This window comes from Clostridium aquiflavi (assembly GCF_031344075.1).
Lineage (GTDB): Bacteria > Bacillota > Clostridia > Clostridiales > Clostridiaceae > Clostridium > Clostridium aquiflavi.
In genome coordinates this window covers 1-26860 of record NZ_JAVJAN010000013.1, presented here as the reverse complement: position 1 = coordinate 26860, position 26860 = coordinate 1, and the positions used below count along the sequence as shown (strand labels likewise).

Here is a 26860-nt window from a genome sequence, read left to right as displayed (position 1 = left end):
TCACTTATTTATATTGGTATAATTTTTTATAATTTTAATGGAAAAATCTTTTTTAGAGCAATCTTCTTTATCAGCAAAAACAAAATAATAAGTAGGGGTTTTAATATCACGATATTTACACATTCCATCACAATTACCAGTGTAAATTTCTTTTACTTTAAATGCTCGTAAGATAGGTCCTTCAAAAACTAAAACTCCTACAGCTAAATTTTTATCACATAAAATATTTTTTAAGTGTACTTTAACTAATAATAATTTCCCAGTGTCCTCTAATGAGGTGTTGATTTTTTTATTTAGACAATCACAGTATTTGGGAAATACAATATGCTCTACTTCAGTTGGAATATCATAGTCATTTGTTTTCACTAGTAGTCACCTCCATATAATATTATATTTTATGTCGAAAATAATATTAATGTTACAAATTGACTTTAAGGAATGACGATAAATAGAACGTATATATTTTAAAATTAAAAAGTAACATTGTAAGTATATTAGAATAATCTAAATAATAAATAACATTTTGTCATATAAAAAATAGTATATATTAAGATGAAAAATATCTAAATTATTCAAAGGAGAAAGATATCATGAATGATAATATTAATTGTGAAAATACTATAGATGAAATTAGAAATTTAGAAATAAGTTATTGCTACAGTCCAACTTTAGTTGATAAGTATATGAATCAAGAAACAAAAAATGTAAAACAACCTACTACTTTAGTTGCTTTAGATTGTTTTACTACTTTTGATAACCCTGATACTGCTTATACAGCAGCTACAAAAAAAATAGATATTTCAGGTATATCACAAGGAACCTTTTTAAACTCTATAACTGATGGTACCCAAACAGTTACTTTTAGTTCAAATATGCAAAAACTTAATGTACCTTCAGGTTGGAATAATTGGTCTTCACCTCCATTATCTGAAGATTCCACTCCAGATGTACTATTTTCAAACTTCCAAAATTCTATGACTATAACTTTATCTGAACCATCTTGCATTTTTGGATTTGAAATGGAAGCTAATCTTTTTGGAACATTTCCTCTTACAGTTGAATTTTATTCAGGAAATGAGTTTGTAGGAAATATAGTTAGAACAGTTACTTCTCCAAATGGTGCAAGGTTATTTGCTGCAAAAACATGTTGCGATACTCCATTTGATCGTATTGAAATTATAGTACCACCGGCACTTGGATTTGGAATAGCACAAGTTAGGTACAGTACTGATTGTTCTTCTGAGTGTGATTGTTGCTGTAACGAAGCTGTTGATGCTAACTTTGTAGGTTGTGAAGAATCTAGAAATGTTCCAATAGAAATTACTAACTTAAAATGTCAAGGAAGATTATTAATAGTTGATGTAACAGTAACTGCATGTGAAAATAGAAAAGTAGCTATAGGCGTATTAGTATGTGATGAGGAGGAGGAAGATGTTTTAAGATTTAAGGTTTGTGAAGCATGTATGCCAGAATCAACAACACCTGAGATACCTTGTGTAGAGAATACATTTAGGTTCTGTTTTGGATTTGAAACTGATTTATGTGATCCACTTTCATTAAAAGTAAAAACTTTTGCTGAGTATGCTTCTTTTAATTTTGAATGTGATTGCTAAGTATCATAAATTAAGGTCTTGAAATAATATAAATATTTTAAGTTAATATAATAAAATTAACCTATAGAGTAGACAAAACGTCTATTTTATAGGTTTTTTCTATTTACAAGTAAGAAAACCGATTCTTTAATAGCTTAAAAATATTAGTGTTAATAAAGTATAATTTTTTACTTATAAATATAAGTTATATAAATGAGGATTCAATATGACTATATAAAGCTAATGCATTTTAATATAGTATGTGTTAATTATTTAGAAAAAGTTACGATAATAAATATAAGCGAAGGATAACAATAATTGATTATGATTTAAACAAATGTTGATATATACATAAATAAAGTTGGAAGCTATGAAATATGCTAAAGAATTATCAGAAGAAGATGGTGAAATTAAATTAGAAAAAGTAGATGTACCAGCAGGAAGTTTTTTTATAAAAATATGTAGTAATTATTATTAGGAATTTCAAGATGACCACGATTTCATATAAAACTACAGAATTTTATATAAATTCTTTTAATTGACATATTTTGAAAAATAATGTAGAATCTCATATGTTATGCCAAAATATGTACAATTAAAGGAGGGAAATTAAATATGACAGAATACAATGAACAAACACATTCAATTTATGAAGAGAATTATCAAAGAAGCATATGTCATAAATGCGGACAAGTTAATGCAGACACTTCACAATGTAAGAATTCAATATTATGCAATACATGTAGAGAAGAACAAATTCATTATCCAATTCCAAAGATCTTTGCAATTCTTGCTATAGGACTTATTATTCTTATAGGAATTTCATTTTTAAAATTTCCAAAAGTATTTAATAGTTATAAAATATATTCTGCGGCAGAAGATAATGCAAAAAAAGGAGAAGTAAATAGTACATTAAAAAATTTACAAAATGTATTAGAAGAATATCCTGATTCGCTAGATACCGCTGTAAAAATTATTGAAATAGCCATGGAAAATGGTAAATATAATTATGCAGGATACATAATAGATACTTATTTATCAGGAAAAGAAGCAGATAACTCAACATATACTTTAATTACTGAATACACAAAATATATTGATTCATATTATAAAACTTATGATGCATTTGGAAATATTGTAAGCAATTTAGATGAAAATGCTAGTCCAAATGAAAAAAACCAACTAATATCAAATAATTTGAAAATTTTATTAAATGATAAGAGTCAAAATAAATCATTACTATATTATTATTTAGGATCTACATCTAATGATAATAATGCAGCTAAAGAATATCTTAGTAAATCTATTCAAGAAGACAATAATATAACTGATAGTAAAATCCAATTAGCTAATATTTTACGTAGAGAAAAAGATTTTAATAGTGCAAGAGAAAAGTTTAATACTGTATTAAATAAAGAAAATGATAATGCAGGTGCATTAAGGGGATTAGCTATAGTAGAAATGCTTGAAGGGAATAAACAAGAGGGAGTAAATCTTGCTAAAAAAGCTTATGATGCAGACCCACAAGAAACTTATGTATTAGAAACTTTAATTATTGCTCTTATAACAAATGGACAAGACGATGAAGCTGAGAAATATAAAGAAGAATATACTTCAAATGGAGACGGATTTGATGATGATATAATGAATTTCTTAGATGGAAATAGTACTATTGATGATTATTATTTAGGATAAATAGGGGGATTTAGATTATGTATTTTATACCAGGTTTTTTAATATCAGCAGTAACATTTCCAGGTGTTATTGTACACGAATTAGCACATCAAATTTTTTGCCGTTTAATGAGGGTTCCTGTATATGAAGTAAAATATTTTCAATTTAAAAATCCTTGTGGTTATGTTGTACATGAACCAGCAGATAACCCATTAAAATCTTTTTTTGTTTCAATAGGACCATTTTTAATAAATACCATTTTGGGAATGTTTATTATGTTGCCTGTATCAATAGAAGTATTTGAATTTAAAAATTATAACAATTTGTTAAATTTATTTTTAGTATGGATTGGAATATCTATATTAATGCATGCATTTCCAAGTAAAGTTGATGCAGAAAATATGATTGAATCAATATTAAAGAATAAAGAAGTGTCTATAATATTTAAAATTTTAGTAACACCAGTGATTGGACTAATTTATATTGGTGCATATGGTTCAATAGTTTGGCTTGATCTAATATATGCAATAGTAATTTCTATATTATTACCCCAAATATTAGTTCTAATATTTTAATTATAAGAATACTATAAATTAAAATTATTATTAATAGCAAATAATATTAAATAAAAACTCCTTTAGATACATAAAATATTTAAGGGAGTTTTTTAATAATACAATTAAAAATAAAGAATAAATATTTAGAACTTGAACAAAATAGTAGTATAAAATTATAATAAAAATTTATTTTAGGAGCGATAAATATTATGAGTGAAAAACATGATTGTTCTTGTGCAAGCCAACAAGAAAAGGAGAAGAAAGCTAATAATTGTGGAGTTAAACATAGTAAAAAGACACATAAAAAAGATTAATAAAAATTCCTTTAGATACACAAAATATCTAAAGGAATTTTTTATTATTTAAGAAAGTACAAAGCGCTGAAGTCTTTAAATAACTTAAATTACAATTTAGCCAAAGATTAAAAAATGTAACCTAAAAAGCATATACATGATAGATTTTTTTATTTTTACTTATTGCTAAGTGATAAAGTCACAGAAGAAAATATATCTGTTAATTATAATGAAATTAATAAATTATAGATGAGTTTGTATAAGAAATAGATATTTAAATTTTTTATAAAAGATTAATATAAAACACAGGAGGAAGAATATGTTTGGATTTTTAAAAAGAGATATTGGAAAAGTAATTAATGTTAATGATATTGATGATTTAATAGGAAAAGTTGAACTTATTGATATTAGAGAAGATTATGAATATAAAAATGGAAGCATAAAATCTGCTAAAAATATTCCAATGGGTACCCTTTTAAATGAACCTAATAAATATTTAAATAAAGATAAAGAATATTACATAATGTGTCAATCAGGTGGAAGAAGTGCAAGAACATGTAGTAGTCTTAGAAAACAGGGATATGATGTTATTAACGTTTCTGGAGGGGTAGGATCTTATGTTGGCTCAAAAAAGAGGTAACTTAAGTTAATGTTTTAAAACAGTGTTGATATTATAGTGTAAAGTTAAAAATCAAGTTACATAATAATTAGGAGGATGATATTATGAAAAAGAAAATATTAATAGTAGGTGGAGTTGCGGGAGGAGCCTCAGCAGCTGCAAGACTTAGAAGAAATAGTGAGGAAGATGAAATAATAATGTTTGAAAAAGGACCTCATGTATCTTTTTCAAATTGTGCACTACCTTATCATTTAAGTGGAGTAATAGATTCTCCTAATAGATTAGTTTTAATGAGTCCAGAAAAATTTATATCACAATATAATATTAAAGCAAGAGTAAATAATGAAGTTATTTCAATTAATAGAAAAAATAAAACTGTAGATGTCAAAGATTTAATGAGTGGAGAAGTTTACAAAGAATCTTATGATAAACTTATTTTATCTCCAGGAGCACATCCAATAGTACCTAATATACCTGGCATTGAAAAAGTTAATGTTTTTACAATAAGAAACGTAGTTGATATAGATAAATTAAATAGATATTTAAAGGAGATAAATAGTAATGATGTAGCTGTAATTGGTGGTGGTTACATAGGGGTAGAAGCCGCTGAAAATTTAAGAAAAGCAGAATATAATGTATCACTTATAGAAGCTACTAAACAAATTCTAAAACCTTTTGATTATGATATGGTACAAATACTTCATAAGGAAATTTATGATAATGGTGTAAATTTAATTGTTGGAGATAAGGTTGAGCGTTTTGAAGAAGATATTATAGTTTTGTCATCAGGAAAAAAAGTGAATGCAAGTGCAGTTATTATGACAATAGGAGTTGCACCAGAAGTAACTTTAGCTAAGGATGCTGGAATAGAACTTGGAGAAACAGGAGCAATAAAAGTAGATAAAAACTATAAAACAAATGATGAAAATATTTATGCTGTAGGTGATGCAATTGAAGTGTATAATTCACTTACTCATTCTATGACTAAATTATCACTAGCTGGACCAGCTCAAAAGGCAGCAAGGAGTGTAGCAGATAATATAAACAATAAAAGTACAATAAATAAAGGGTATATAGGATCATCAGCTATAAAGGTATTTAACTATAATGGAGCATCAACAGGATTAAATGAATCATTAATAAAAGCACTTAATATGAACATAAATTATGATATAGTGAATATAATTCTTAATGACAAAGTTGGAATAATGCCAGATTCTTCGCCAATACATTTCAAAATGATTTATGAAGTACCAACTGGAAAAATATTAGGTTCTCAAGCTATAGGTAAAGGAGATGTTACTAAAAGAATAGATATAATCGCTACAGCAATAAAATTTGGTGGAACAGTAGAAGATTTAAAAGATTTAGAATTATGTTATGCACCACCATTTTCAACAGCAAAAGATGTTGTTAATTATGCAGGATATGTTGGATCTAATTTATTAAATAATGATTTTAAGCAAGTTAACATAGATAAGGTTAGAGAACTTGTAGAAAATAATGCTGCAATAATAGATGTTAGAGAAAGAAGAGAATATGAAAATGGCCATATAAAAAATTCAAAAAATATACCATTAAGTGAACTTAGAGAAAGAGTAAATGAAATACCAAAAGATGAGCCAGTATACCTTCATTGTAGAACAGGACAAAGAAGTTATAATGCAACTTTAGCACTTCAAAATTTAGGATATACTAATATTTATAACATAACAGGAAGCTTTTTAGGACTATCTTTTTATGAGTATTATAATGATAAGACTATGAATAGAAATAGTATTGTTACAGAATATAATTTTAAATAATAGAATAAAATCGCCTAGGCGACTTTAGAGACGGCGATTTTTTAGCAATGTACCATTTCCAAACGTAGTGCAGGAATAATGGTGTGGCATAATTAAAAATATATAGTAATAGGTAGTCTAAATTTAAATTAGACTACCTATTAAAGTTTACATCAATTTCTGATAATAATGAAAGTTCAGGAATATAACTTTCAGAAGTTCTAAGTTTAGCTATTAAGTTATGTTCATTTCCATCAGAATGTTCAGCAATCTTAAATGCATCTTTAATTAATAAATAGTTTTATAATCTTTTTTAATTTTGTTTTAAATAGTATAATGCTAGTAAATAATTGTAATAAAGAGCATTATATTAAAAACGACTTAAATTATAAAGCTAAAATAATATATTTTTAGATGGAGGAATTATGGAAAAAAGTAATTTTGCAAGTAATGTTAGAGAAAAGAACTTAAAAGAATTTTATGAAATTTATAAAGTTTTAGAGTATATTGACAAAGAAAATAATAAAATAATAAGTAAAAAAGCAAAATTTAAAACATTAAATGCTGATGAGTATATATCATCTGGAAATTGTACCTGTGAAGGGATCATATTTGTTATAAATGGAACAATAAAAATACAGAGAATTAATGAAAATGGAGAAGAAACAAATCTTTTTAATATTAAAAAGGGAGAACTATGTCATGAGGCATTAAGCTGTCTTTTAAATTTTAAATCATTAAATATTATAGGAAAAGCACTCCAACAATCTAAAATATGTATAATTCCGTTTGAAATAGTAACAGAACATCTATTTAAAGATAGTGAGTTTTTAAAATATATGTATAAAGATATATATAGTAAATTTAATACTGTCATAGAAAAGAAAGAAGAAAAGAGACATGATTCATTAGAAACTAGAATTGCAAAGCTACTCATAAGTAAGAAAAGCAAAATTGTTTATAGCACACATAAAGAACTTGCTTTTGAAATTGATTCTACTAGAGAAGTTGTTAGTAGAAAGTTAAAGAAATTTGAACAAATGGGATATGTAAATTTAGAACGAGGAAAAATAATTATTTTGAAGGATTTAAATGAATTTATAAAGTAAGAGTATGAAAATATCATTTTTTAAAGCTATAATAGTGTTTTTAGGTAAATATAAAGAATATTGGTTGTTTAAGCATTAATTAAAATAATTTGTCAATATAATAATACTATGATATTATATAAAACTGTGAGAAATTTTTGCTATTTAGAGAGCAAGTTTACTAAAGAAATAATAACTTGAAATTTTATTAATATTTAAAATAAACAATACAAAAAAAGATGTGAATTACTATTTTTATGAGGTTAACAGCATAAGAATGGTTTTTATATATTAAATTAATAAACAATGGAGGAAATGAATTTTATGAATACTTTACCAAATTGTCCAAAGTGTAATTCAGAATATACTTATGAAGACGGAAATCTGTTTATTTGCCCAGAATGTTCTTATGAATGGACTTTAGAATCAGAAAAACAAGCTGCAGAAGAAACTTTAGTTAAAGATGCTAATGGAAATATATTAAATGATGGTGATTCTGTAACAGTAATTAAAGATCTTAAAGTAAAGGGAAGCTCATCATCTATAAAGATAGGAACAAAAGTTAAAAATATACGTTTAGTTGATGGAGATCATAATATTGATTGTAAAATTGATGGATTTGGAGCTATGCAATTAAAGTCTGAATTTGTTAAAAAGATATAATTTTATCATAAAACTAATTTAAAACATAGCCTAATAATAAAATAATCCTTGTTAAGTAGATGCAGTAAAAGTGCTGCCATAAAATCTATTTAACAGGGTTATTTTTGTGTAGAAAAATATATTTAGATATAAATAATTTTTTCTTTCAATTCACAGTGAATCAAAACTTTACATAGCGTTACATAATATAGTACAATTAGTATATGAAATTTCCAAAAAATAGAAATAATTAGATAAAGAGGGGTAGAAATGCAACTTAATATAGAACAAAAAAGAATAATTGCAAATAAACCAAATGGTCATTCATTAATAAAAGGGGTAGCAGGTTCTGGGAAAACTACTGTTGCAGTAAATAAAATTCCACTATTATTAAGACATTATTGTCCACTTAAAGATGACAAAGTACTTATGGTAACTTATAATAAATCACTAAAACAATATGTATCAAATATATATGATAAAGTCAAAGATAAGGTTAATGTTCAGGTAAATCTATTTGATGAGGACAACAGTTTGAAGTTATACATTAAAAGAATAGACGATATACTTTTTGATTATTTCAATGAATATAAAAAACAGAATAATATAAATATAGAACTTGCTTCGCGTAAAGAATGTAAATGTGAACTAATTAATGCTATAAATTTTATTGGTAATATATATAAAGATGTAAAAATCATAGATTCTAAGTATCTTCAGTTTATTAAAGAAGAGATTATGTGGATAAAAGCATGTAATTATATAGATCTTGAGGAATATCAGTTGGTTGATAGAATAGGAAGAATAAGTAATATAAATAATGATGGTCCTCAAAAACTCAGAAAAAATTCAGAAAAGAGAAGAGCAATATTTGAGGTCTTGTTAAAATATAATAGTAATTTACAGAATATAAATAAAGTTGATTTTCAAGATATGGCACTATTAGCATTAAATCAAGCAAAACAATATCCTATTGAAAAGTATACTCATATTTTAATAGATGAAAGTCAAGATTTAACTAGAGTTGAATTGGAATTTTTAAAGGCTTTGTACGATAAAAAACCATATTCCAGTATAACATTTATTTCAGATGCAGCTCAAAGCATATACCATCAAGCTTGGTTAATAAAAAATCGTTCATTTGCTAGCTTAGGATATGATATGACTGGTAAATCTAATTTATTAAGTAAAAATTATAGAACAACGGCTCAAATAGCTGAGGCAGCATTCAGTTTAATTGATATTCATAAAGATTTACTACAAAATGACAACTTAGTTAAACCTAATTTGATAGACAAGCAAGGTGATTATCCAACCTATGAAAATTTTGAAAGTAAATTTGAAGAATGTATATATATAGTAAATTTAATAAATGAAACTCTCAAAGAAGGATATAAATTAAAAGATATAGTAATAATTGCTAGATTAAAAAAACAGTTAAAAGAATTTAGGAAATGCTTACAAGCTTATGATATACCATGTTCAATTTTTAATGATAATGATGAAATAAACTTTTCAGAAGATGAGGTAAAACTTGTAACTATGCACTCTGTAAAAGGACTTGAATTTAAAGTTGTTATAATTGCAGGTCTAAATGCTAAAGTAATGCCACTATGTCCAGTTAAAAATGAAGAAGAGGATATGGACATGCTAGAATTTAGAGAAAGAAAGTTACTTTATGTTGGAATGACAAGAGCTACTGAAAAATTATTTTTAACATCACATGGTATGCCTTCTAAATTTATTAGAGATATAGATGATAAATACTTAAGAATGAATATAGATAGTAATATGAGAGAAAATTGTAAATAAAAAGTATATATAGTATAATTTTATATGTAAATGTTTAAATAGGTAAATTTAAACTTAAAGCATATAAGGGGGATTGTAAATGGATTTTCGAACATATTTAAAGAAGTATCCAGATAAAAATGGTCGTTTTGGTCAATACGGTGGGGCATACTTAACAGCTGAACTAATTCCAGCTTTTGAGGAGATTGCTGATGCATATCAAACGATTTGTCATTCTTCACAGTTTATTAATGAACTTAGAAGAATCCGTAAAGAATTTCAAGGTAGACCTACACCAGTTTATCATTGCGAAAGACTATCTAGAGCAATAGGGAATTGTCAAATTTATTTAAAAAGAGAAGATTTAAATCATACAGGGGCACACAAATTAAATCATTGTATGGGTGAAGGATTACTTGCTAAATTTATGGGGAAAAAGCGTTTGATTGCAGAAACAGGAGCAGGACAACATGGTGTGGCGCTTGCAACAGCTGCTGCATTTTTTGGATTGGAATGTGAAATTCATATGGGAGAAGTTGATATTGCAAAGCAAGCGCCAAATGTAACTAGGATGAAAATATTAGGAGCTAAAGTTGTTCCGGTAACACATGGTTTAAAAACTTTAAAAGAAGCTGTGGATTCTGCTTTTGATTCATATGCTAAAAATTATAAGGATTCAATTTACTGTATAGGATCAGCATTAGGTCCACATCCATTTCCACTTATGGTAAGAGATTTTCAAGCTGTTGTTGGTTATGAAGCTAAAGATCAATTTAAGGAAATGACAGGTTTTTTACCAGATGTAGTTACAGCTTGTGTAGGTGGGGGAAGTAATGCTGCTGGAATGTTTATACCTTTTTTAGAGGAACCAGTTGAAATAATTGGAATAGAGCCATTAGGTAGAGGTGAAAAATTAGGAGACCATGCTGCCTCTATGAAGTATGGGGAAAAAGGCGTTATGCATGGATTTGAAAGCATAATGCTAAAAGATAAAAATGGTGAACCGGCACCAGTATATTCTATAGCTAGTGGTCTTGATTATCCATCAGTTGGTCCTGAACATGCATTTTTAAGAGAATTAGGACGAGTAGATTATAAAGTTATAAATGATGAAGAGGCTATGGAAGCGTTCTTTAAATTATCAAGATATGAAGGAATTATACCAGCAATTGAAAGTTCACATGCTGTTGCATATGCAATGAAAAAAGCTAAAGAAATGAAACAAGGGTCTATTTTAGTTTGCTTAAGTGGACGTGGTGATAAAGATATTGATTATGTTGTTGAACATTATGGATATGGAGAACAATATTTTAAATAAGATTTAATTAAAAACCACTTAAATATTTTAAAAGATATTTAAGTGGTTTTTAATTTATATACTAAATTTTTATTACATATAATCTCATCAGAAAGATGGATAAAATGTAGATTAGAGTTGTAGATTTAAATAAGCTTAATATATTTAAGTATAAATATATAGCAAACAATATATTATACTTAAGATAGAGATATAGATTAAACTTTTGTAAGAAATCTGAGAGGATGAAAAAGTAATGAAAAAATTCAATCTGGAGAATTTTATATTATCAATATTAAGGTTAATAGGAAGCATAGTTATTATATATGTGCTTATTCATATATTTTATAAACATAAATAATAAGTTTTATTTAAGGTAAGATTTAGGTAGAGGATAAAGATTTAATATCTAAATAAAAAAAATGAGGATAGTACATTTTTAATAATATTTTTAAAAATTATAAGTGATAAAATGAAAAAACAATTGAAATTGGAATAAATGTAAAAATATTCTTGACATTATAAATCTACAAGTGTAGACTTAAATTAATAATTTACATTTGTAGATTTAAAAGAAAGGAGATGTACTTTTTGAGTGAAATTCCTAAAATATCAGAAGCTGAATGGGAAGTAATGAAAACTTTATGGAAAACAAATCCTTTAACATCTGAAGAAATAATAGAAGCATTGAGTTTAAAAATGAGTTGGTCAAAACAAACTATAAAAACTTTTATAACAAGACTTATAAAAAAAGGGGTTATAGGTTTTAAAAAAGATGGTAGAGTATATAATTACTATCCTTTAATTTCTGAGGGAGATTGTATGAAGTTTGAAAATAAATCTTTTATTAAAAAAGTATATGATGGAGCTTTAAATATTCTTTTTAGTAGCTTCTTAGAAGAGGAGAATCTATCTATTGATGAAATTGAAGAATTAGAGAAAATTCTTAAAGAAAAAAAAGAAAAAATCAATATAAAAGATTTTTAACTAGATAACGAGAAGGGGTATATTTTTATGGGGAGTTTAGAAAAGGTTTTTTTATGGTTTTTTCAAACATCTTTAACAGCAGCTATCATTATTTTAATAATAATTCTGATTTTAAAAATGTTTAATAATCATATTAGTGTGCGGATTAAACATGGATTGTGGATTTTAGTAATGTTAAGACTTCTTGTGCCTGTAATTCCAGAGGTAAATATAAATTTATTTGATATTTTTAGTGATAAATATACAAATAGTTTACAGGAAATGATATTAGATACCTCAGGTAAAAATAGAGAAATTTCCATAGGATATAATAATTACAATAATGATACAAAGAAGATAGAAAAAATTAATGATTATGAAAAAAATAAAGAAGAATCTATAAATAAACAAATATGGATTTCTAATTTTATAAAGATAGCTTCTTTAATTTGGATTATAGGGATAATCGTTTTAAGCTTAACATTCATATTATCTTTAATGAGATTTAAAAGAAAAATTATACCTTTAGAAATATATAAAGATTTTAAAATTAAATCTATAATCAACAATTTAAAAGATAAGTTAAATATAAATTCAAAAATTCAAATTTTTATATATGATGGAATAAAAAGTCCTGGAATATTTGGAATTTTAAAGCCTAAAATTTATATACCACAATATGTTTTGAAAATGGAAGATTACAATAAACTATCCTATAGTCTATTACATGAGCTTATGCACTATAAAAGAAAAGACTTATATTATAACTTTCTTAGTATAGTAGCTCTTTGTATACATTGGTTTAATCCTTTAGTATGGATTGCTATAAATAAAATGAAGTTGTATAGAGAATATGCTTGTGATGCATGTGTTTTAGAGTGCCTTGAAGAAAAAGAAAGAATAGATTATGGTATAACGCTTATAGATTTTTCAAGAATGTTTTTTAATAAAAAAGAGCAATCTAGATTGCTAATTTGTTTTGAAAATAATAACCAAATAAAAAGGAGAATTAAAATGATAAAAGACTTTAAAAAAGGTTCATATAAAGTATCAACAGTTGCTATATTAAGTTGTTTAGTAGCTACAATAGCAATATTTACAAACAGTATTCAAGTAAAAGGATTTGATAATGATAATGTTTCAAAAATAACATCTAATAAAGAAGAAAATTCTAAATTTTTAATTGATGCACCTGTAAAAGTTTATGATGATATTAAAAAAGCACAAGAAATAGCAGGATTTAAATTCAAAGTACCAGATTATATTTTAGATGGAAATGAAGTTGGAGCTGGATTTCAAGTCATAAAAGTGTCTGATAAAGAAAATGCAGTACAAATGTTTTTTGATAATAACAATGAAAGAAACAATGAATTTTCATTAATCACAGGAGTATCAGATCCAATAGAGATAATAAAAAAATCAGAAAGCTTACGTGCACTACAAGAAGAGTTTAAAGTAGAAAGTGAAAGAAATTTAGTAGACTTTAATGGAATTCATGGAGAAGAGGTTACTGTTACAATTACTTCTCCAGAAAGAAAAATAGAAGATATTGATATTGTGATCAAAGAAATGAAGGAAATAAATAGATATTTTGTGTGGAAAGATTCTGGTATATGTTATATCTTAAATTATAATAAGCAATGTAAAAATGAAGATGAAATTAATCAATGGACAAGTATTGATAAAGATAATATATTTAAAATAGCAAAATCTTTGAAGTATTCAGAAGATATAAAAAACGTAAATTACTATCCAACAAGAGAAGTTTCAACAGAAATAGGAGTAATGAGTATATATGATAAAGGAGATTTAGAGAAAGCTGAAAAAATTCTTGGATTTAATCCTAAATTTCCATTAAAAGTAGATAAAGATATAAAAATAACTGGGTCAGGAGTTGGGATAACAGGAGATTCTGATATAGAAAACAATATTATAAATTACGAAATGAATAATTTTTATGTTAGTAAAAATTTGAGAATTACTTTTACAGCTAAAAAAGATTTAAAGTTTTATGATGATATAAAGAAAAATGAATATTTTATTAATGAAAATACAGAAGATAATATACCTAAAAAGATTAATGTAAAAAAATTAAACATTAATAATAATGAGGTATTTAAATACGAAGAAAGCAATGAGTATAATTATTGTTTAGTATATATTTGGAAAGAAAATGATGTTTGTTATTCAATTGCTTTATTTAATGAAGTTGATAATCCAGATAAAATAGCTGAAGAATTTGTTAATTCTAAATCAATAGATTAGTTAGTATATTAATAAAAAATTAGATAAAATTAAGTTTTTATAAACATATAAGATTATAATAAGTATAATATTCTCATATTAAATTATTTTGCTAGCAATAATTTAAGAGAGTATTATACTTATTTTAGCACTCTTTAATTATCAAAAATTGTATTATAAATATAAGTTGCAGTTTTAAAGTTATGGGTTAATTAAAGAAAATTATATATGAGGAGATAGAATCTTATAATATTATAAGATTTATCATTAAATTATTTTGAGATTCATATAATTACTATAGCAATCATATCTAAATATATCACAATGTAGAACTATTAATATATGAGCATATATTAATATAATTCAAATCTTAACAGTTTAAGAAATTTTCACTGAAAATCAAGTTTTGTATTATAAATTAAAGCCAATAAAGTAAAGGAGTTGAAAGGAGTTGAAACAAAATTCAAATTATAAACATAATAACTCTCATAATAGTAGAAAATATAATGAATATACAAAAACTAATAGCACAAAAAATTTCACTGAAGATGATATAGAATTATTAAGATTATTAGATACACAAAAATGTGCTCAAACAATATCTATATATGCAAACATACTTTCTTATATATCAACACTAGAAGGTATTGAGTTAATTTATAGTAAATATAATAAGGGAGTAAATTCAAATGAGTTACCTAATCCTGATATTCCAGCATTACAATCAGTTTATCTTGGTTTAATTTCAAGATCAATGACTACAGAAATAGGATTTATTAAATACAATAAATTATATAAAAAATATATTAATGGAGAAATTACTTATTCACTTAGACCTAATATAGATATTAATTTAGGAAATATTTTTGGCTTGATATCTTCATATTATACATTAAATGGTACAAAAGGTATTTATAAGAGAAATATTGATCAACCTATATTTGGAATTTAAGATTATCTATCTATAATATAGATTAATTATTAAAAACTTAACTATAAAAAATAGAAAATTATAATGATTTCAAAAATAAAAAACGAATAATGAGAAAGATAGATACATATTAATATTCGTATAAACATCATAAAAAGCGAAAATAAGTACTAAAATATCGTAAAATATTCACAAAAGTGTTGCAATATATCGAAAAATAACTTATTATAGTTCAGGTGGAAAAAAGATTTACGAAAGAGTGGTTTTATGAAGAAATTATTTGAAAAGAATGGAATGTTAGATAACTATTTCGGACTTACTGAAAAAAATACAAATGTTAAGACAGAAATTATAGCAGGTATTACTACCTTTATGACTATGGCGTACATATTAATAGTAAATCCAACTATATTATCAGCAGCTGGAATGGATAGCGGAGCAGTGTTTACTGCTACAGCACTATCAGCAGTAGTTGCAACTTTGATAATGGGTTTATATGCCAAATTACCATTTGCTCAAGCGCCAGGTATGGGTTTAAATGCATTTTTTGCATTTACAATAGTTCTTGGTATGGGATATTCATATCAATTTGCATTAACAGCAGTACTTTTAGAAGGTATTATATTTATTTTATTAACCTTATTCAATGTGCGTGAAGCTATTGTTGATTCAATACCAGAAAACATTAAAAAAGCAATTTCAGTTGGTATTGGTTTATTTATTGCACTAATAGGTTTTGAAGGGGCAGGAATTATAGTTCACCCTGAAGATAATTCAACAATTCTTGCACTTGGGAATATAACAAGTGGAACAGCACTACTTGCAATAATAGGTATCGTAATTACAGGTATTCTTTTAGCAAGGAATATTAAAGGTGCATTATTTATTGGAATGATTGCTACAGCTGTAATAGGAATTCCTTTTGGAATTACTCCAACACCTAATAGTATAATGAGTGTACCACCATCAATTAGTTCAGTTTTCTTTAAATTTGAGTGGAATAATATATTTTCTTTAGATATGGTAGTTGCTTTATTTACATTATTATTTATGGATATGTTTGATACAATAGGAACTTTAGTTGGAGTAACAACAAAAGCAAAAATGTTGGATGAAAATGGAAAAGTTCCAAATATAAAGAAAGCTCTTTTTGCAGATGCAATAGGAACTACGTTTGGAGCATGTGTTGGTACAAGTACAGTAAGTACATTTGTAGAAAGCGCCTCAGGAGTTGCGGAAGGTGGAAGAACAGGATTAACAGCAGTATCTACTGCTATAATGTTTGGATTATCATTATTCTTTGCACCTATATTTGCTTCAATTACTCCAGCAGTCACTTGTTCAGCATTAGTATTAGTTGGATTATTTATGATTGAGCCAATAAAAGAAATAAATATTTCGGATTTTACAGAAGCTATACCAGCATTTTTAACTATAATTATGATGCCGTTATCTTATAGTATATCAGATGGTATCGTATTTGGAGTTGTTTCATACATACTATTAAAATTATTTACAGGAAAAATAAAAGATATAACTTTAGCTACAGTGGTAATAGGAATAATATTTGTATTAAAATTCTTAATCTAAAAATATTTAAATAACAAAAAACTTCCTTTTAATAAATTAATATTGAAGGGGAGTTTTTTTATAATAATAACATAATATGTCAAATATTGTTGAATTTTAATGTTTGATAATATATACTTAAAGTAATATTATTTAATACGGTTTCAATTACAGCTTATATCAAAATATTAAAAATGAATAATTTGATTATATATAATATTAACGAAAGCTGGGATATTAAAACTTAATTTTACAGATATGGAAGGAGAGTATATAATTATGAAAAAATATAGAAGTATACAAACTAGATTTTTACAACTATCAGTAGGAATGATTTGTTTGTTTTTGGTAATAATGATGACTTTTATTTCTTATAGAATAAGTGTACAAGCTAAAAGTGAATACATTAATAACTCCAATGAACAAATGAACATTGTATCAAGTGCAATTAATAATTTCTACAATCAAGTTGATGCTAATATTAATATGATGGCCACAAATCCTACTGTAATGAAAGGTGATGCAACTATTACTAAATATAAAGACAATAGTACTAAAGTTGACATGACACCTTCCATAAATGGAGGAATTGAACAGGAAATATATGAAGTTTTCGATCAATACGCTGCAAGTCATCCAGAAACTAAATATATTTATTTAGCTACAAAAGATGGTGGATATATTAATTGGCCAGAAACATATATACCGGAAAAATATGATCCTACAATAAGACAGTGGTATAAACTTGCTATTGATGGTAACGGAGAAATTAAAAGGACAGAACCGTACATAGATACTACTAATACAATGATTACAAGCAATGCCAGAATTGTTAAAGATACTGATGGAAACGTTATTGGTGCTGTGGGGATTGATGTTGAACAGTCTTCTATAAGTAACATATTAAATAATATGAAGACTGGAAAAACTGGATTTTTTATGATTGTTCATAAAAATGGAACAATCATGGCAGATGGAAACAATGAAGAAAATAATTTTAAAAACATAAAAGATGTCAATATAGAGAATTTAGATAATTTATTAAAAGGAGATTCTAAGCAATTTAATGTTAATATTGGTGGAGAAAAATATTTTGTAAATTCTAAGGGAGTTGAAGGTACAGAATGGAATCTGGCAGCTCTTATTTCAGAAAAAGAATTAAAACAAAATATGATACAAACTAACATTGTATTTTTATGTATAGCTGTAATTATGGTACTAGCTATAAGTGTGATAATTATTAAAAATGTAAAGAAAATTACTAATCCTATCAAAGAAGCTGCAAAATATTTAGCCGAAATTGGTAAAGGTAATTTTATGATAGAAGTAAATTCTAAGTATCTTAAAAGAGAAGATGAAATTGGAGTTATAATAAATGGCATTCAAGATATGAGAACTGCATTAGTAAACTTAATTTGTAAAATCAAAAGCGAATCAAACTCTATAGAAAATGAAGTTAATAATGTTATAGAAGATGTAAATGTATTAAATTCTAATTTAGAAGATATATCTGCAGCAACTGAAGAGTTAACAGCTAGTGTTGAAGAAACAGCAGCTACTACAGATGAGATGACTACAACTTCAAAAGAAATAGAAAAAGCAATTATATCTATTGCAGATAAGTCAAAAGAAGGTGCAAATAATGCAAAAGAAATTAGTAATAGAGCTAATATAACAAAAGAAAATGTTATAGCATCTCAAAAGAAGGCAAATGATATTTTTATTAATACTAAAGAAAAACTTGAAGAAGCTATTGAATCTTCAGGGGTGGTTAATCAAATTAATATTTTATCTGACGCTATTATGAAAATTACAGAACAAACTAATTTGCTTGCATTAAATGCAGCAATAGAGGCTGCAAGAGCTGGAGATGCAGGAAAAGGATTTTCAGTAGTAGCTGAAGAAATTAGAAAGCTTGCTGAACAATCAAAACATACTGTTTTAGAAATACAAGAAGTAACTAGTAAAGTTACTGGTAGCGTAAATAATCTTTCAAGTAGTGCTAATGAAGTTTTAAAATTTGTATCTATAGATATAGATAAAGATTATAAAACTATGTTAAATGTGGCTAATGTATACAATGAAGATGCTAAAACAATAGGTGATATAATTACTAAATTTAGTATTATTGCTGAAGAACTGATGTGTTCTATGGGAAATATTATGCAGTCAATTGAAGAAGTATCACAAGCATCGTCACAAGGTGCAACTGGAACTGCTGGAATAGCAAATAGAACTTGTGATGTTAATAATAAATCAGTAGAAGTTGTTGAAGAAGTTTCAAAAACAAAACAACATATTGATAAATTAAGAGAAGAAATTTCTAAGTTTAAGATTCAATAATTTAATTAATAGTCGCAATTTGATGAAAAAATTAAATAATAAAGAATAATAGGAATTTTCTTGATGAATTTAATCAAGAAAATTCCTATTTATTTTCTAAAAAAGCATATTTTTTCAAAAAATATGTTGAAATATCATGAAGTATATAGTAAAATAAAAGAGAATTAAGTAATACATAATGCTAATGAGATTTTAGCATATCGAATTATATGACTAATGTTGTATAATAGTGACATATTAGTAAAAATTATATAGTAAGATTTTTACCTGTTGAGACATAATAGAGAAAACACAGGAAAATATTTAAAGTTTTTATATATTTTCTAGTTGTGTTTTTGTTTATTATGTTTTTTTTATATTATTTATTATACCTATAATATCATAATATTGATTTACAAAAAAAGGATAATAAGAATTTTTGTAGAATTATATTTTTAGGAGGGTGAGGTATTATGAATGAAGTAGATGTAGTTGATTTAAATAACAAACAATATAGGAAATTAATTAAAGTGCAAAGAGATGCATATAAAAAAATATTGAGTTTTTGCATAAATAATATAAAAGATATAGAAAAAGCAAAAAAAATAGAAAGGTATATAGAATCAATGGATAAAGCTATAACCAATGAATTGGAGAATATTAGAATAGATAATGAAAAATATATGGATATTAAAATGTAGTTATTTTGTAAACGATTAAAAATATTTTAAAATAAGGCTAACAAATAACTTAAAATATATTCACAATTAAAATAACTTAATGCATTTGTAAAAAAATAAATGTGTTAGGTTATTTTTTTATTTGTCTATGTTTTAGCAGCGTACTGATATAGGCATAAGAAAAGTGGACTGAATAATTGGATATATCAACACATATTTAAAACATAGTCTTTTATTTTAAATTATTAATATTTAATATTAAACATAACTGTGATAAAATAGTTTGAAAAGAATTATGTGGAATTAATATTTTGTATTAAATTTAAAACATAGTCTAAAAATATTAAAAGATTAAGGTGGTTTACTGTTATGTCAAAGTTTAAAGAAAACAACTTTTTAAATACAGTTTTTTCTTTCTTAAAATCAAAAGAAGATAAAGTTGATCAAATCGAATTAAATGATAGTGTTGATAGCATAAATTGTCCTATAAAAAACACTAAAACATTAAACCGAGTATGGAAAAAGGATTATAATCCTTTAAGAAGCATAGTTTTATGGGGATGGGATAATAACAATAATCCAAGTTTTCTTATACTTTATGGAAAACATGAGTTTAAAAATACTCAAAGTGATGGAGAATCTGTAACTAGTATTCTTGAAGACGAAGTTAAATATTCTAGTTATGCTATATTTAATGGATGTGAAGGACATTTACCATCTTTTGAATCAGTAAAAATTATACAAGAAGATGGATATTATAATAGGAATAAAGATGAAGAATTTCCTAGAATGTATTATAAAAATGGAGTTGATTATAGTTGGTATTGGAAAAGAGATGAAAATTATTTAGTTAATGAATTCAAAAACTTAGAAGAGGAAAATAAAATAGTATTACCTTACTTTAAAGAAATATCATATGAAGACTGCGTGAAAAATGTACAAGCTAAAAATATAAGTTTTCTTAATTTTAGATTAGCTAATCATCCTAATGAAGTTTTAAATTTGGATGAAGAATATCATAAATACTATTTAGTTATTTATGATATGTTTAGCAATAAAAATATTTATATGAGAAAAAAAAGATTATCTCAATTAATTGAAAGCAATCCACCAAAGGAAATTTACAACTTACTTTTAAAACTTGGAAGTACTGAAATGATATCAGGTTTATTCTTAGAGTTTGCAAGATATAATAATTCATTATTGATAGAAGAAGCAAAAAATATTTTAAAATCAAATATAAATTGGGGCGGCGAAAATTATACAAAAGGTGTAAAACGATGTGTAACAATATATGTAAATACAATAACAGAAGAATTAAGACAAAAAAGAGAAAGCTTTATACGTACACATTTATCAGAAATGGATTTACATCTTATTCATATTAATGGTAAAGATATTCCTTCTAATAAAGTACTTGAAGGAGCACATTATAGAAAGTATGCAGCTCAAGAGCTCTTAAAAGAATACTATGGAAGATATGATTATGAAAAGGGTGAGTGGGTAGAGTCTAGATCTCCTCAGCGTTATAAAGAAGGGATTTACACTGATGGAGTAATGTTAAATACAATTGAATTTAAAAATACAATTCAAGAAGCAGAAGCATATGGATTAGCAGATGTTATTGGTAAAATAGCTTATTATTTAGATTCACCAAGATTAACATATTATTTTAAAGGTACTGGTAAAGGAAAAGAACTAAAATACTTTAAGCGATATGTAAGAAAAATTATGGATTCTTATGCAAAAAATGATGAAGAGAAATTTATAATAGCTATGAAATCTCTTCTAACAAGTTATACAAAGCATGATTATGTATGTAAATTTAAAGGGAATTTTCAATTCAATGATTTTATAAAATATTATTTATATAATGATTTTAAAGAAAAACCTCCAATAGGCTGGGATAATTGGCAAGCTAGAAGTGAGTGGATGCAAAATGATCAATTAATGAAACTTCAAGGGCGATATGAATTTGTTAAGGAAATATGGGACAATCACTTAGATGATGTATTATACATAGCTATAAATTCAAATATTAATCCAATATTTAAGGCATGTTATTATATTTTAAAAGACTCAGAAAGAACCAATGAACTTATAAATAATATGTCATATAAAGAGTTAAGTGATTTAACATTAGTTTCTTATGAACCACTTGCCAACATGTTTATGAACATTCTTACAGAAAAGTTAAATAAACTAGATGAATTTGATTCAAAATTAATGATAGATTTAATCAATAGTAAAAATGAAAATGTTCATGAGCTTGCTATTAGTTTTTTTGAAAGGACTAATGGAAAATTTAAATCTAGTGATATAGTGAATTTCATGTTTTTAAATGATCTTGATAATTGGATAAACTTATTTAAGGAAAGCATTTTATCGTTAAATGAAAAAGAGTATTTAAACTTTGTGAAAGAAATTATAGATAATTCTGATAGATTTAGAAAGACCAATGTTACTTTATCTAAAGAAATTAGAGACTTGCTTTCACTTTCAGTTAATAAACTTAAAGGCATATCTAATAATGAAAAGATGAATTTAATATCATATGTTATTTCATCAATTTTTGAAAAATCTAGTATGCCAGAGTGGACTGAGATATTTGTAGAGGAAGCAATTTTTTCACTTTCATATAAGGAATTAGAGAACCTACTTAATGGAGTTAATATAAAAGATACACAAAAAGCAATTTCAGAAAGAAATAGACAAGTTGTTTCTCTATTAGAATCAATAAAAAATAATGAGATACCTAAGGATTCTCAATTAGTAAGTATATTAGAATCTGCTACAGCGCAAATGATTAAGATATTGTTTGGCATTATTGAAAGAAATAGTGAAGCATTAAGTAAAAGATTTTCTACCCTATTAATTATGTTTGAATCTGATATAACTATACTTAATAAAAAAGCAGAAGAAATTTTTGAGAATATGATTAATGAGGAACAAAAGAAGTTACATGGAATAATAATCGATTCTCCAGTAAACAAAGTTTATCTATTTGGAATTAAAAAATTAAAAGAGATATATGGCGACTTAATTCCTAAAGAATTTATAATTCAAATGTTAGAACATACTTCAAGTGAAGTAAAAGAATATATTTCTAATAAAACAACTGAGATACTTGCAAACTTAGGTGATGGAGATGAGGAACTTTTTATGTATTATGTAAAAACATTGATATTTCTTCCTAATAGAATTTCTAAGAGCAAAGACAGTATATATGAGGTTATACCTAAATTTGCAACTAAATATAAAAATAAATTAAATGAAATCGAAGATATGTTACTAGATATCGGAGGTTCAAATATTATAGTAGATTCAGAACGTGCACTTATGGCATTAGCTAAAATAAGAAAGGGGGCAATGTCTCTTGAAGGTTAAGTATGAATATGCAAGTCCATCTATGTGTCTAAATAAAGGGAATGAAACAGTTTTGGGACTTAGTCCAGATCTTTCAAGAAATGAAAAAGTATCTTTTTTAGGGAAGTTAAAGCATCCACTTATTTTTAGAGATGCAATGCTTATGCTTCGTGAAATTGTTATTTCTGATATGAGTCAAAAAAAGAAAGAAAGAGTTGAATTCTTTGAGTGGCTTGACAAAGAAATTGAAAGAAGAATATTAAAACATGATGAGTATTTGCCAGAAATAAGAAATAGTCTTAATAATGATATGAATACATTATTAAATTCTATTGAGGATAAAAATAAAGAAATATTTAATTTAATTGATATTAAAAACAATCTAAAAAAAGAAATTGATAAACATGATATATGGAAAGATTATTATAAGATCGAAAAGGACTTTTGGAAATTTATAAAGGATAGAGATATGGACCTGTGGTTTGTTTTAGATCCTGTAATAACAGTTCATCCTGATCAAGTATCTTTTGAAGCATTTTCTGTAGATGAGTCTACATATGGATGTTTATCAATTGATATGGAAGAATTTGAATTACTACAAAAACCATCTTTAGGAACAACTAATATAGATTTTTCAGCTAAATTAGCTAAAGAAATTGAGAGATTTAGAACCTATAGTGATGTAAATCTATCTGTTAATCCAGAGGGTTTTGGAGTAGATAGCGGAGTAATGCCTGAACATATGGAAAAGAAAATAGAGCTTCCTGAGACATGGATAAAGGGGTTTAATCAAGTTTCTTCAGCTGCCAGTTTAGGTGGAGTGGATGTTGAGTTATCACCAATAGATATGTATGATATATGTTCATTTTTAAGAAGACATAAAGCAAAAGAAAGTCCAAGATATATGAAGTGGATATTAGAACCTGATAAGCCAATTAAAATTATTTTTGAACCTTTTGGAAAGACTCTTACTCTTAATTCAATTTATAATGGAGAAAAGAAAAGAGAAGAAAAAATATGGGGAAGAAGACGTTGGCTTGTTTTAGAAAAGATAATTCCTTTAGTTAAGTCTTTTAAAGTAAGACTTCTTGGATTTGGAATGCCACAATTTATTATAGGAGATATGGGAGCGATGAAGATGACTATAGGTTTCTCATCATGGTCTTCTAACGATTGGGTAAAAGGGACAGCATTTAACATATTAGGTGGATTTATTGGAGAAGGAAATTACGATAAAGTTTATGAATTATTAAAAGAAAAACGTTTTGCTTCAATAGATAAAATTTATGAAGATTTAACTGAAAGTTCAAAGAGTGAAAACAAAGCAGGAATAGGTATGCTTTTAAGACGTGGAGAAGGTTATTATGATGCAATAAATGACTCTGTAAGATTTAGACGATTATGCAATGAAGAAATTCCAAAAGAATTATATGAAACAACACCTATGGAATTAAAGGTCCAAGAACATATAGATGAAGGCATGGATAACTTTAGGGTGACAATGACAGAAGATAATGAGTTTATTTTTACACATTCGCTAAAGACGCCAAATCCTAAATATAAAAAGTGGAAATATTATAGGACAGATGATTTTAATAGAGAATTTGATTTTACAGAAACTTTAATAAAAATAGATGAAGAAGGTCAGCTTTCAAAAGTTAAATGTGACTGTAGAGATTTTAATAAAGGACCTAGAAATATTTCAGCTCCTTGTTCACATATTTTAGCTTTATATTTAATTTCTACAAAATTTTTAAAGCTAAAATTAGAACCAAATAAAGAATATAAAATTAATGATATTATGGAGACGGTACTATGATGGAGAACCAAGAAAATAATAGAAAAGATTATAGAGAAGCTGTAAATGCAATGGGTAAAAAGGAATTTACCCTTGTAAAGATGCAGGAATATGGGTTTTGGCCACAGAATCTACCTACCCCTTATGAAAGACAAGAAAATGAAACAAGTGAACAGTATGAGAATAGAAAAAATCTATTAGAAAAATATGAAAAAGTAATTGATGAAATTGCTAATTTATATGAAGAAAAAGACAAGATAAATTCAAAATTAATAGAACTTCAAAAAAAGTACGATGAAACATGGGATTATGAGAAAATAAGATTGGATGTATCTAAGACTATTATGGAGGAATCTATTGCAAGGCGTGCTGAAAGAAAAAAACAAAGAGAACTTGAAAAAAGACAGCGCTCAGAGGAATGGAAAAAAGAAAAAGAAGATAAAATTGTATTTATAGGAAAAGGATATTCTAGTTTACTTAAAGATAAAGAAACTCATAAGGAAAAGTTATTAGCACAAGATTTACCTATTATAAATGATGACAAAGAACTAGCTAGTTTTCTAGGAATAGAATATAAAAAGCTGAGATTTTTAGTTTATCATAGAGATGTAGTATCTGTTGATCATTATTATAGATACACTATTCCTAAAAAAAGAGGAGGAGTTCGTAATATTGCAGCTCCGAAATCAGTATTAAAGAATTCACAAAGAAAAATTTTAGATGACATTCTATTAAAAATTCCTACTAGTGATGAAGCTCATGGATTTTTAAAGGGAAAATCTGTAGTTTCGGCGGCAGAAAGTCATTTTAAACAACCTGAATTGCTTATTAATATAGATCTTGAAGATTTCTTTCCAACAATTACATTTGAAAGAGTAAGAGGAATGTTTAAATCCTTTGGATATTCTGGATATATTGCATCTATGTTAGCAATGATTTGTACATATTGCGAACGTATGAAAATAGAGGTTAGAGGAGAAGAAAAATATATAAAGACATCAAATAGAATTCTTCCACAAGGTTCACCAGCAAGTCCAATGATTACAAATATAATTTGTATAAAATTAGACAAAAGATTAAAAGGACTTTCCTCTAAATATAATTTTACTTATACAAGGTATGCCGATGATATGAGTTTTAGCTTTAATGGGGATAATGATGAATTAAATATTGGCAGATTTATAGGATTAGTTTCAAAGATTGTTAAAGAAGAGGGTTTTAATATAAACAAGGATAAAACGAAATTCTTAAGAAAAAATAATTGTCAATGTATAACAGGTATTGTAATAAACAACGAAGAAATTGGAGTACCTAAAAAATGGGTTAAAAAATTAAGGGCTGCTATTTACAATGCTAATAAAGATAAAAATAATGGTGAAGTATTATCTAGTAAAGTTATAAATGAAATATCAGGAATGACATCATGGATAAAAAGTGTTAATGAAAAAAGATACAAAGCTATCATTGATTCTGCAATGGAGTTGATTAATAGTTAGTTATAAAGTTGTTTTAAAAATTATAATATATTAGGTTAATCACATTAGGGGTGATTTTGCTTTTATTAAAGGCTATGTTTTAAAACAGTGTTGATATTGTAGTATAAAGCTCATGGACAGAGGAATTTACTTTAAGAACTCTAAAATAAAG

General features: G+C 25.9%; 19 protein-coding genes. 18 read left to right on the top strand and 1 reads right to left on the bottom strand.

Features of this window, described 5'->3' with window-relative positions; genetic code table 11:
• Entirely contained in the window at positions 1 to 366 is a 366-nt protein-coding gene (locus RGC78_RS06145) for a hypothetical protein (protein ID WP_252212156.1), read from the bottom strand.
• A gap of 224 nt (positions 367 to 590) precedes the next feature.
• On the opposite strand from RGC78_RS06145, the gene RGC78_RS06140 reads away from it, so the two are divergent.
• From RGC78_RS06140 to RGC78_RS06055, 18 genes are all read left to right on the top strand, one after another.
• Positions 591 to 1613 carry a hypothetical protein gene (locus RGC78_RS06140; RefSeq protein WP_252212157.1) on the top strand — a complete coding sequence of 341 codons (1023 nt, stop codon included), beginning with the start codon at positions 591 to 593 and terminating at the stop codon, positions 1611 to 1613.
• 594 nt (positions 1614 to 2207) lie between these two features.
• A complete protein-coding gene (locus RGC78_RS06135) occupies positions 2208 to 3287 on the top strand; it encodes a tetratricopeptide repeat protein (RefSeq protein ID WP_252212158.1) in 1080 nt (359 codons plus the stop codon).
• A gap of 17 nt (positions 3288 to 3304) precedes the next feature.
• Complete coding sequence (locus tag RGC78_RS06130; RefSeq protein WP_252212159.1) at positions 3305 to 3841, top strand: metalloprotease family protein; 537 nt, start codon at positions 3305 to 3307, stop codon at positions 3839 to 3841.
• A gap of 594 nt (positions 3842 to 4435) precedes the next feature.
• Complete coding sequence (locus RGC78_RS06125) at positions 4436 to 4756, top strand: rhodanese-like domain-containing protein (RefSeq protein ID WP_309556246.1); 321 nt, start codon at positions 4436 to 4438, stop codon at positions 4754 to 4756.
• A gap of 83 nt (positions 4757 to 4839) precedes the next feature.
• On the top strand, positions 4840 to 6540 hold the full coding sequence (locus RGC78_RS06120) for an FAD-dependent oxidoreductase (RefSeq protein ID WP_309556245.1): 1701 nt from the start codon (positions 4840 to 4842) through the stop codon (positions 6538 to 6540).
• A gap of 404 nt (positions 6541 to 6944) precedes the next feature.
• Complete coding sequence (locus RGC78_RS06115; protein WP_252212162.1) at positions 6945 to 7628, top strand: Crp/Fnr family transcriptional regulator; 684 nt, start codon at positions 6945 to 6947, stop codon at positions 7626 to 7628.
• 303 nt (positions 7629 to 7931) lie between these two features.
• Complete coding sequence (locus tag RGC78_RS06110; RefSeq protein WP_252212163.1) at positions 7932 to 8270, top strand: zinc ribbon domain-containing protein YjdM; 339 nt, start codon at positions 7932 to 7934, stop codon at positions 8268 to 8270.
• A 249-nt stretch (positions 8271 to 8519) separates the two neighbouring features.
• Positions 8520 to 10061, top strand: coding sequence for a 3'-5' exonuclease (locus RGC78_RS06105; RefSeq protein WP_309556243.1), 1542 nt, complete (start codon positions 8520 to 8522; stop codon positions 10059 to 10061).
• Between the two features lie 79 nt (positions 10062 to 10140).
• Positions 10141 to 11358, top strand: coding sequence for a tryptophan synthase subunit beta (gene trpB / locus RGC78_RS06100; protein WP_252231939.1), 1218 nt, complete (start codon positions 10141 to 10143; stop codon positions 11356 to 11358).
• Between the two features lie 570 nt (positions 11359 to 11928).
• Positions 11929 to 12324, top strand: coding sequence for a BlaI/MecI/CopY family transcriptional regulator (locus tag RGC78_RS06095; protein WP_252227027.1), 396 nt, complete (start codon positions 11929 to 11931; stop codon positions 12322 to 12324).
• 27 nt (positions 12325 to 12351) lie between these two features.
• A complete protein-coding gene (locus RGC78_RS06090) occupies positions 12352 to 14568 on the top strand; it encodes a M56 family metallopeptidase (protein WP_309556241.1) in 2217 nt (738 codons plus the stop codon).
• 430 nt (positions 14569 to 14998) lie between these two features.
• Positions 14999 to 15499 carry a hypothetical protein gene (locus RGC78_RS06085; RefSeq protein ID WP_252227030.1) on the top strand — a complete coding sequence of 167 codons (501 nt, stop codon included), beginning with the start codon at positions 14999 to 15001 and terminating at the stop codon, positions 15497 to 15499.
• 246 nt (positions 15500 to 15745) lie between these two features.
• Positions 15746 to 17068, top strand: a complete 1323-nt coding sequence (locus RGC78_RS06080) for an NCS2 family permease (RefSeq protein WP_252227031.1) — start codon at positions 15746 to 15748, stop codon at positions 17066 to 17068.
• 258 nt (positions 17069 to 17326) lie between these two features.
• Positions 17327 to 19390, top strand: a complete 2064-nt coding sequence (locus tag RGC78_RS06075) for a methyl-accepting chemotaxis protein (RefSeq protein WP_252212170.1) — start codon at positions 17327 to 17329, stop codon at positions 19388 to 19390.
• Positions 19391 to 19842: 452 nt separating this feature from the next.
• Positions 19843 to 20070, top strand: coding sequence for a hypothetical protein (locus RGC78_RS06070; RefSeq protein ID WP_252212171.1), 228 nt, complete (start codon positions 19843 to 19845; stop codon positions 20068 to 20070).
• Between the two features lie 348 nt (positions 20071 to 20418).
• On the top strand, positions 20419 to 23436 hold the full coding sequence (locus RGC78_RS06065) for a hypothetical protein (protein ID WP_309556239.1): 3018 nt from the start codon (positions 20419 to 20421) through the stop codon (positions 23434 to 23436).
• The gene (locus RGC78_RS06060) at positions 23426 to 25234 is read left to right on the top strand and encodes an SWIM zinc finger family protein (protein WP_309556237.1); all 1809 of its coding nucleotides are present in this window, start codon (positions 23426 to 23428) and stop codon (positions 25232 to 25234) included. Before RGC78_RS06065 ends, RGC78_RS06060 begins: the two co-directional genes overlap by 11 nt.
• Positions 25231 to 26709, top strand: a complete 1479-nt coding sequence (locus RGC78_RS06055) for a reverse transcriptase family protein (RefSeq protein ID WP_309556236.1) — start codon at positions 25231 to 25233, stop codon at positions 26707 to 26709. Before RGC78_RS06060 ends, RGC78_RS06055 begins: the two co-directional genes overlap by 4 nt.
• The last annotated feature ends 151 nt before the right edge of the window (positions 26710 to 26860 follow it).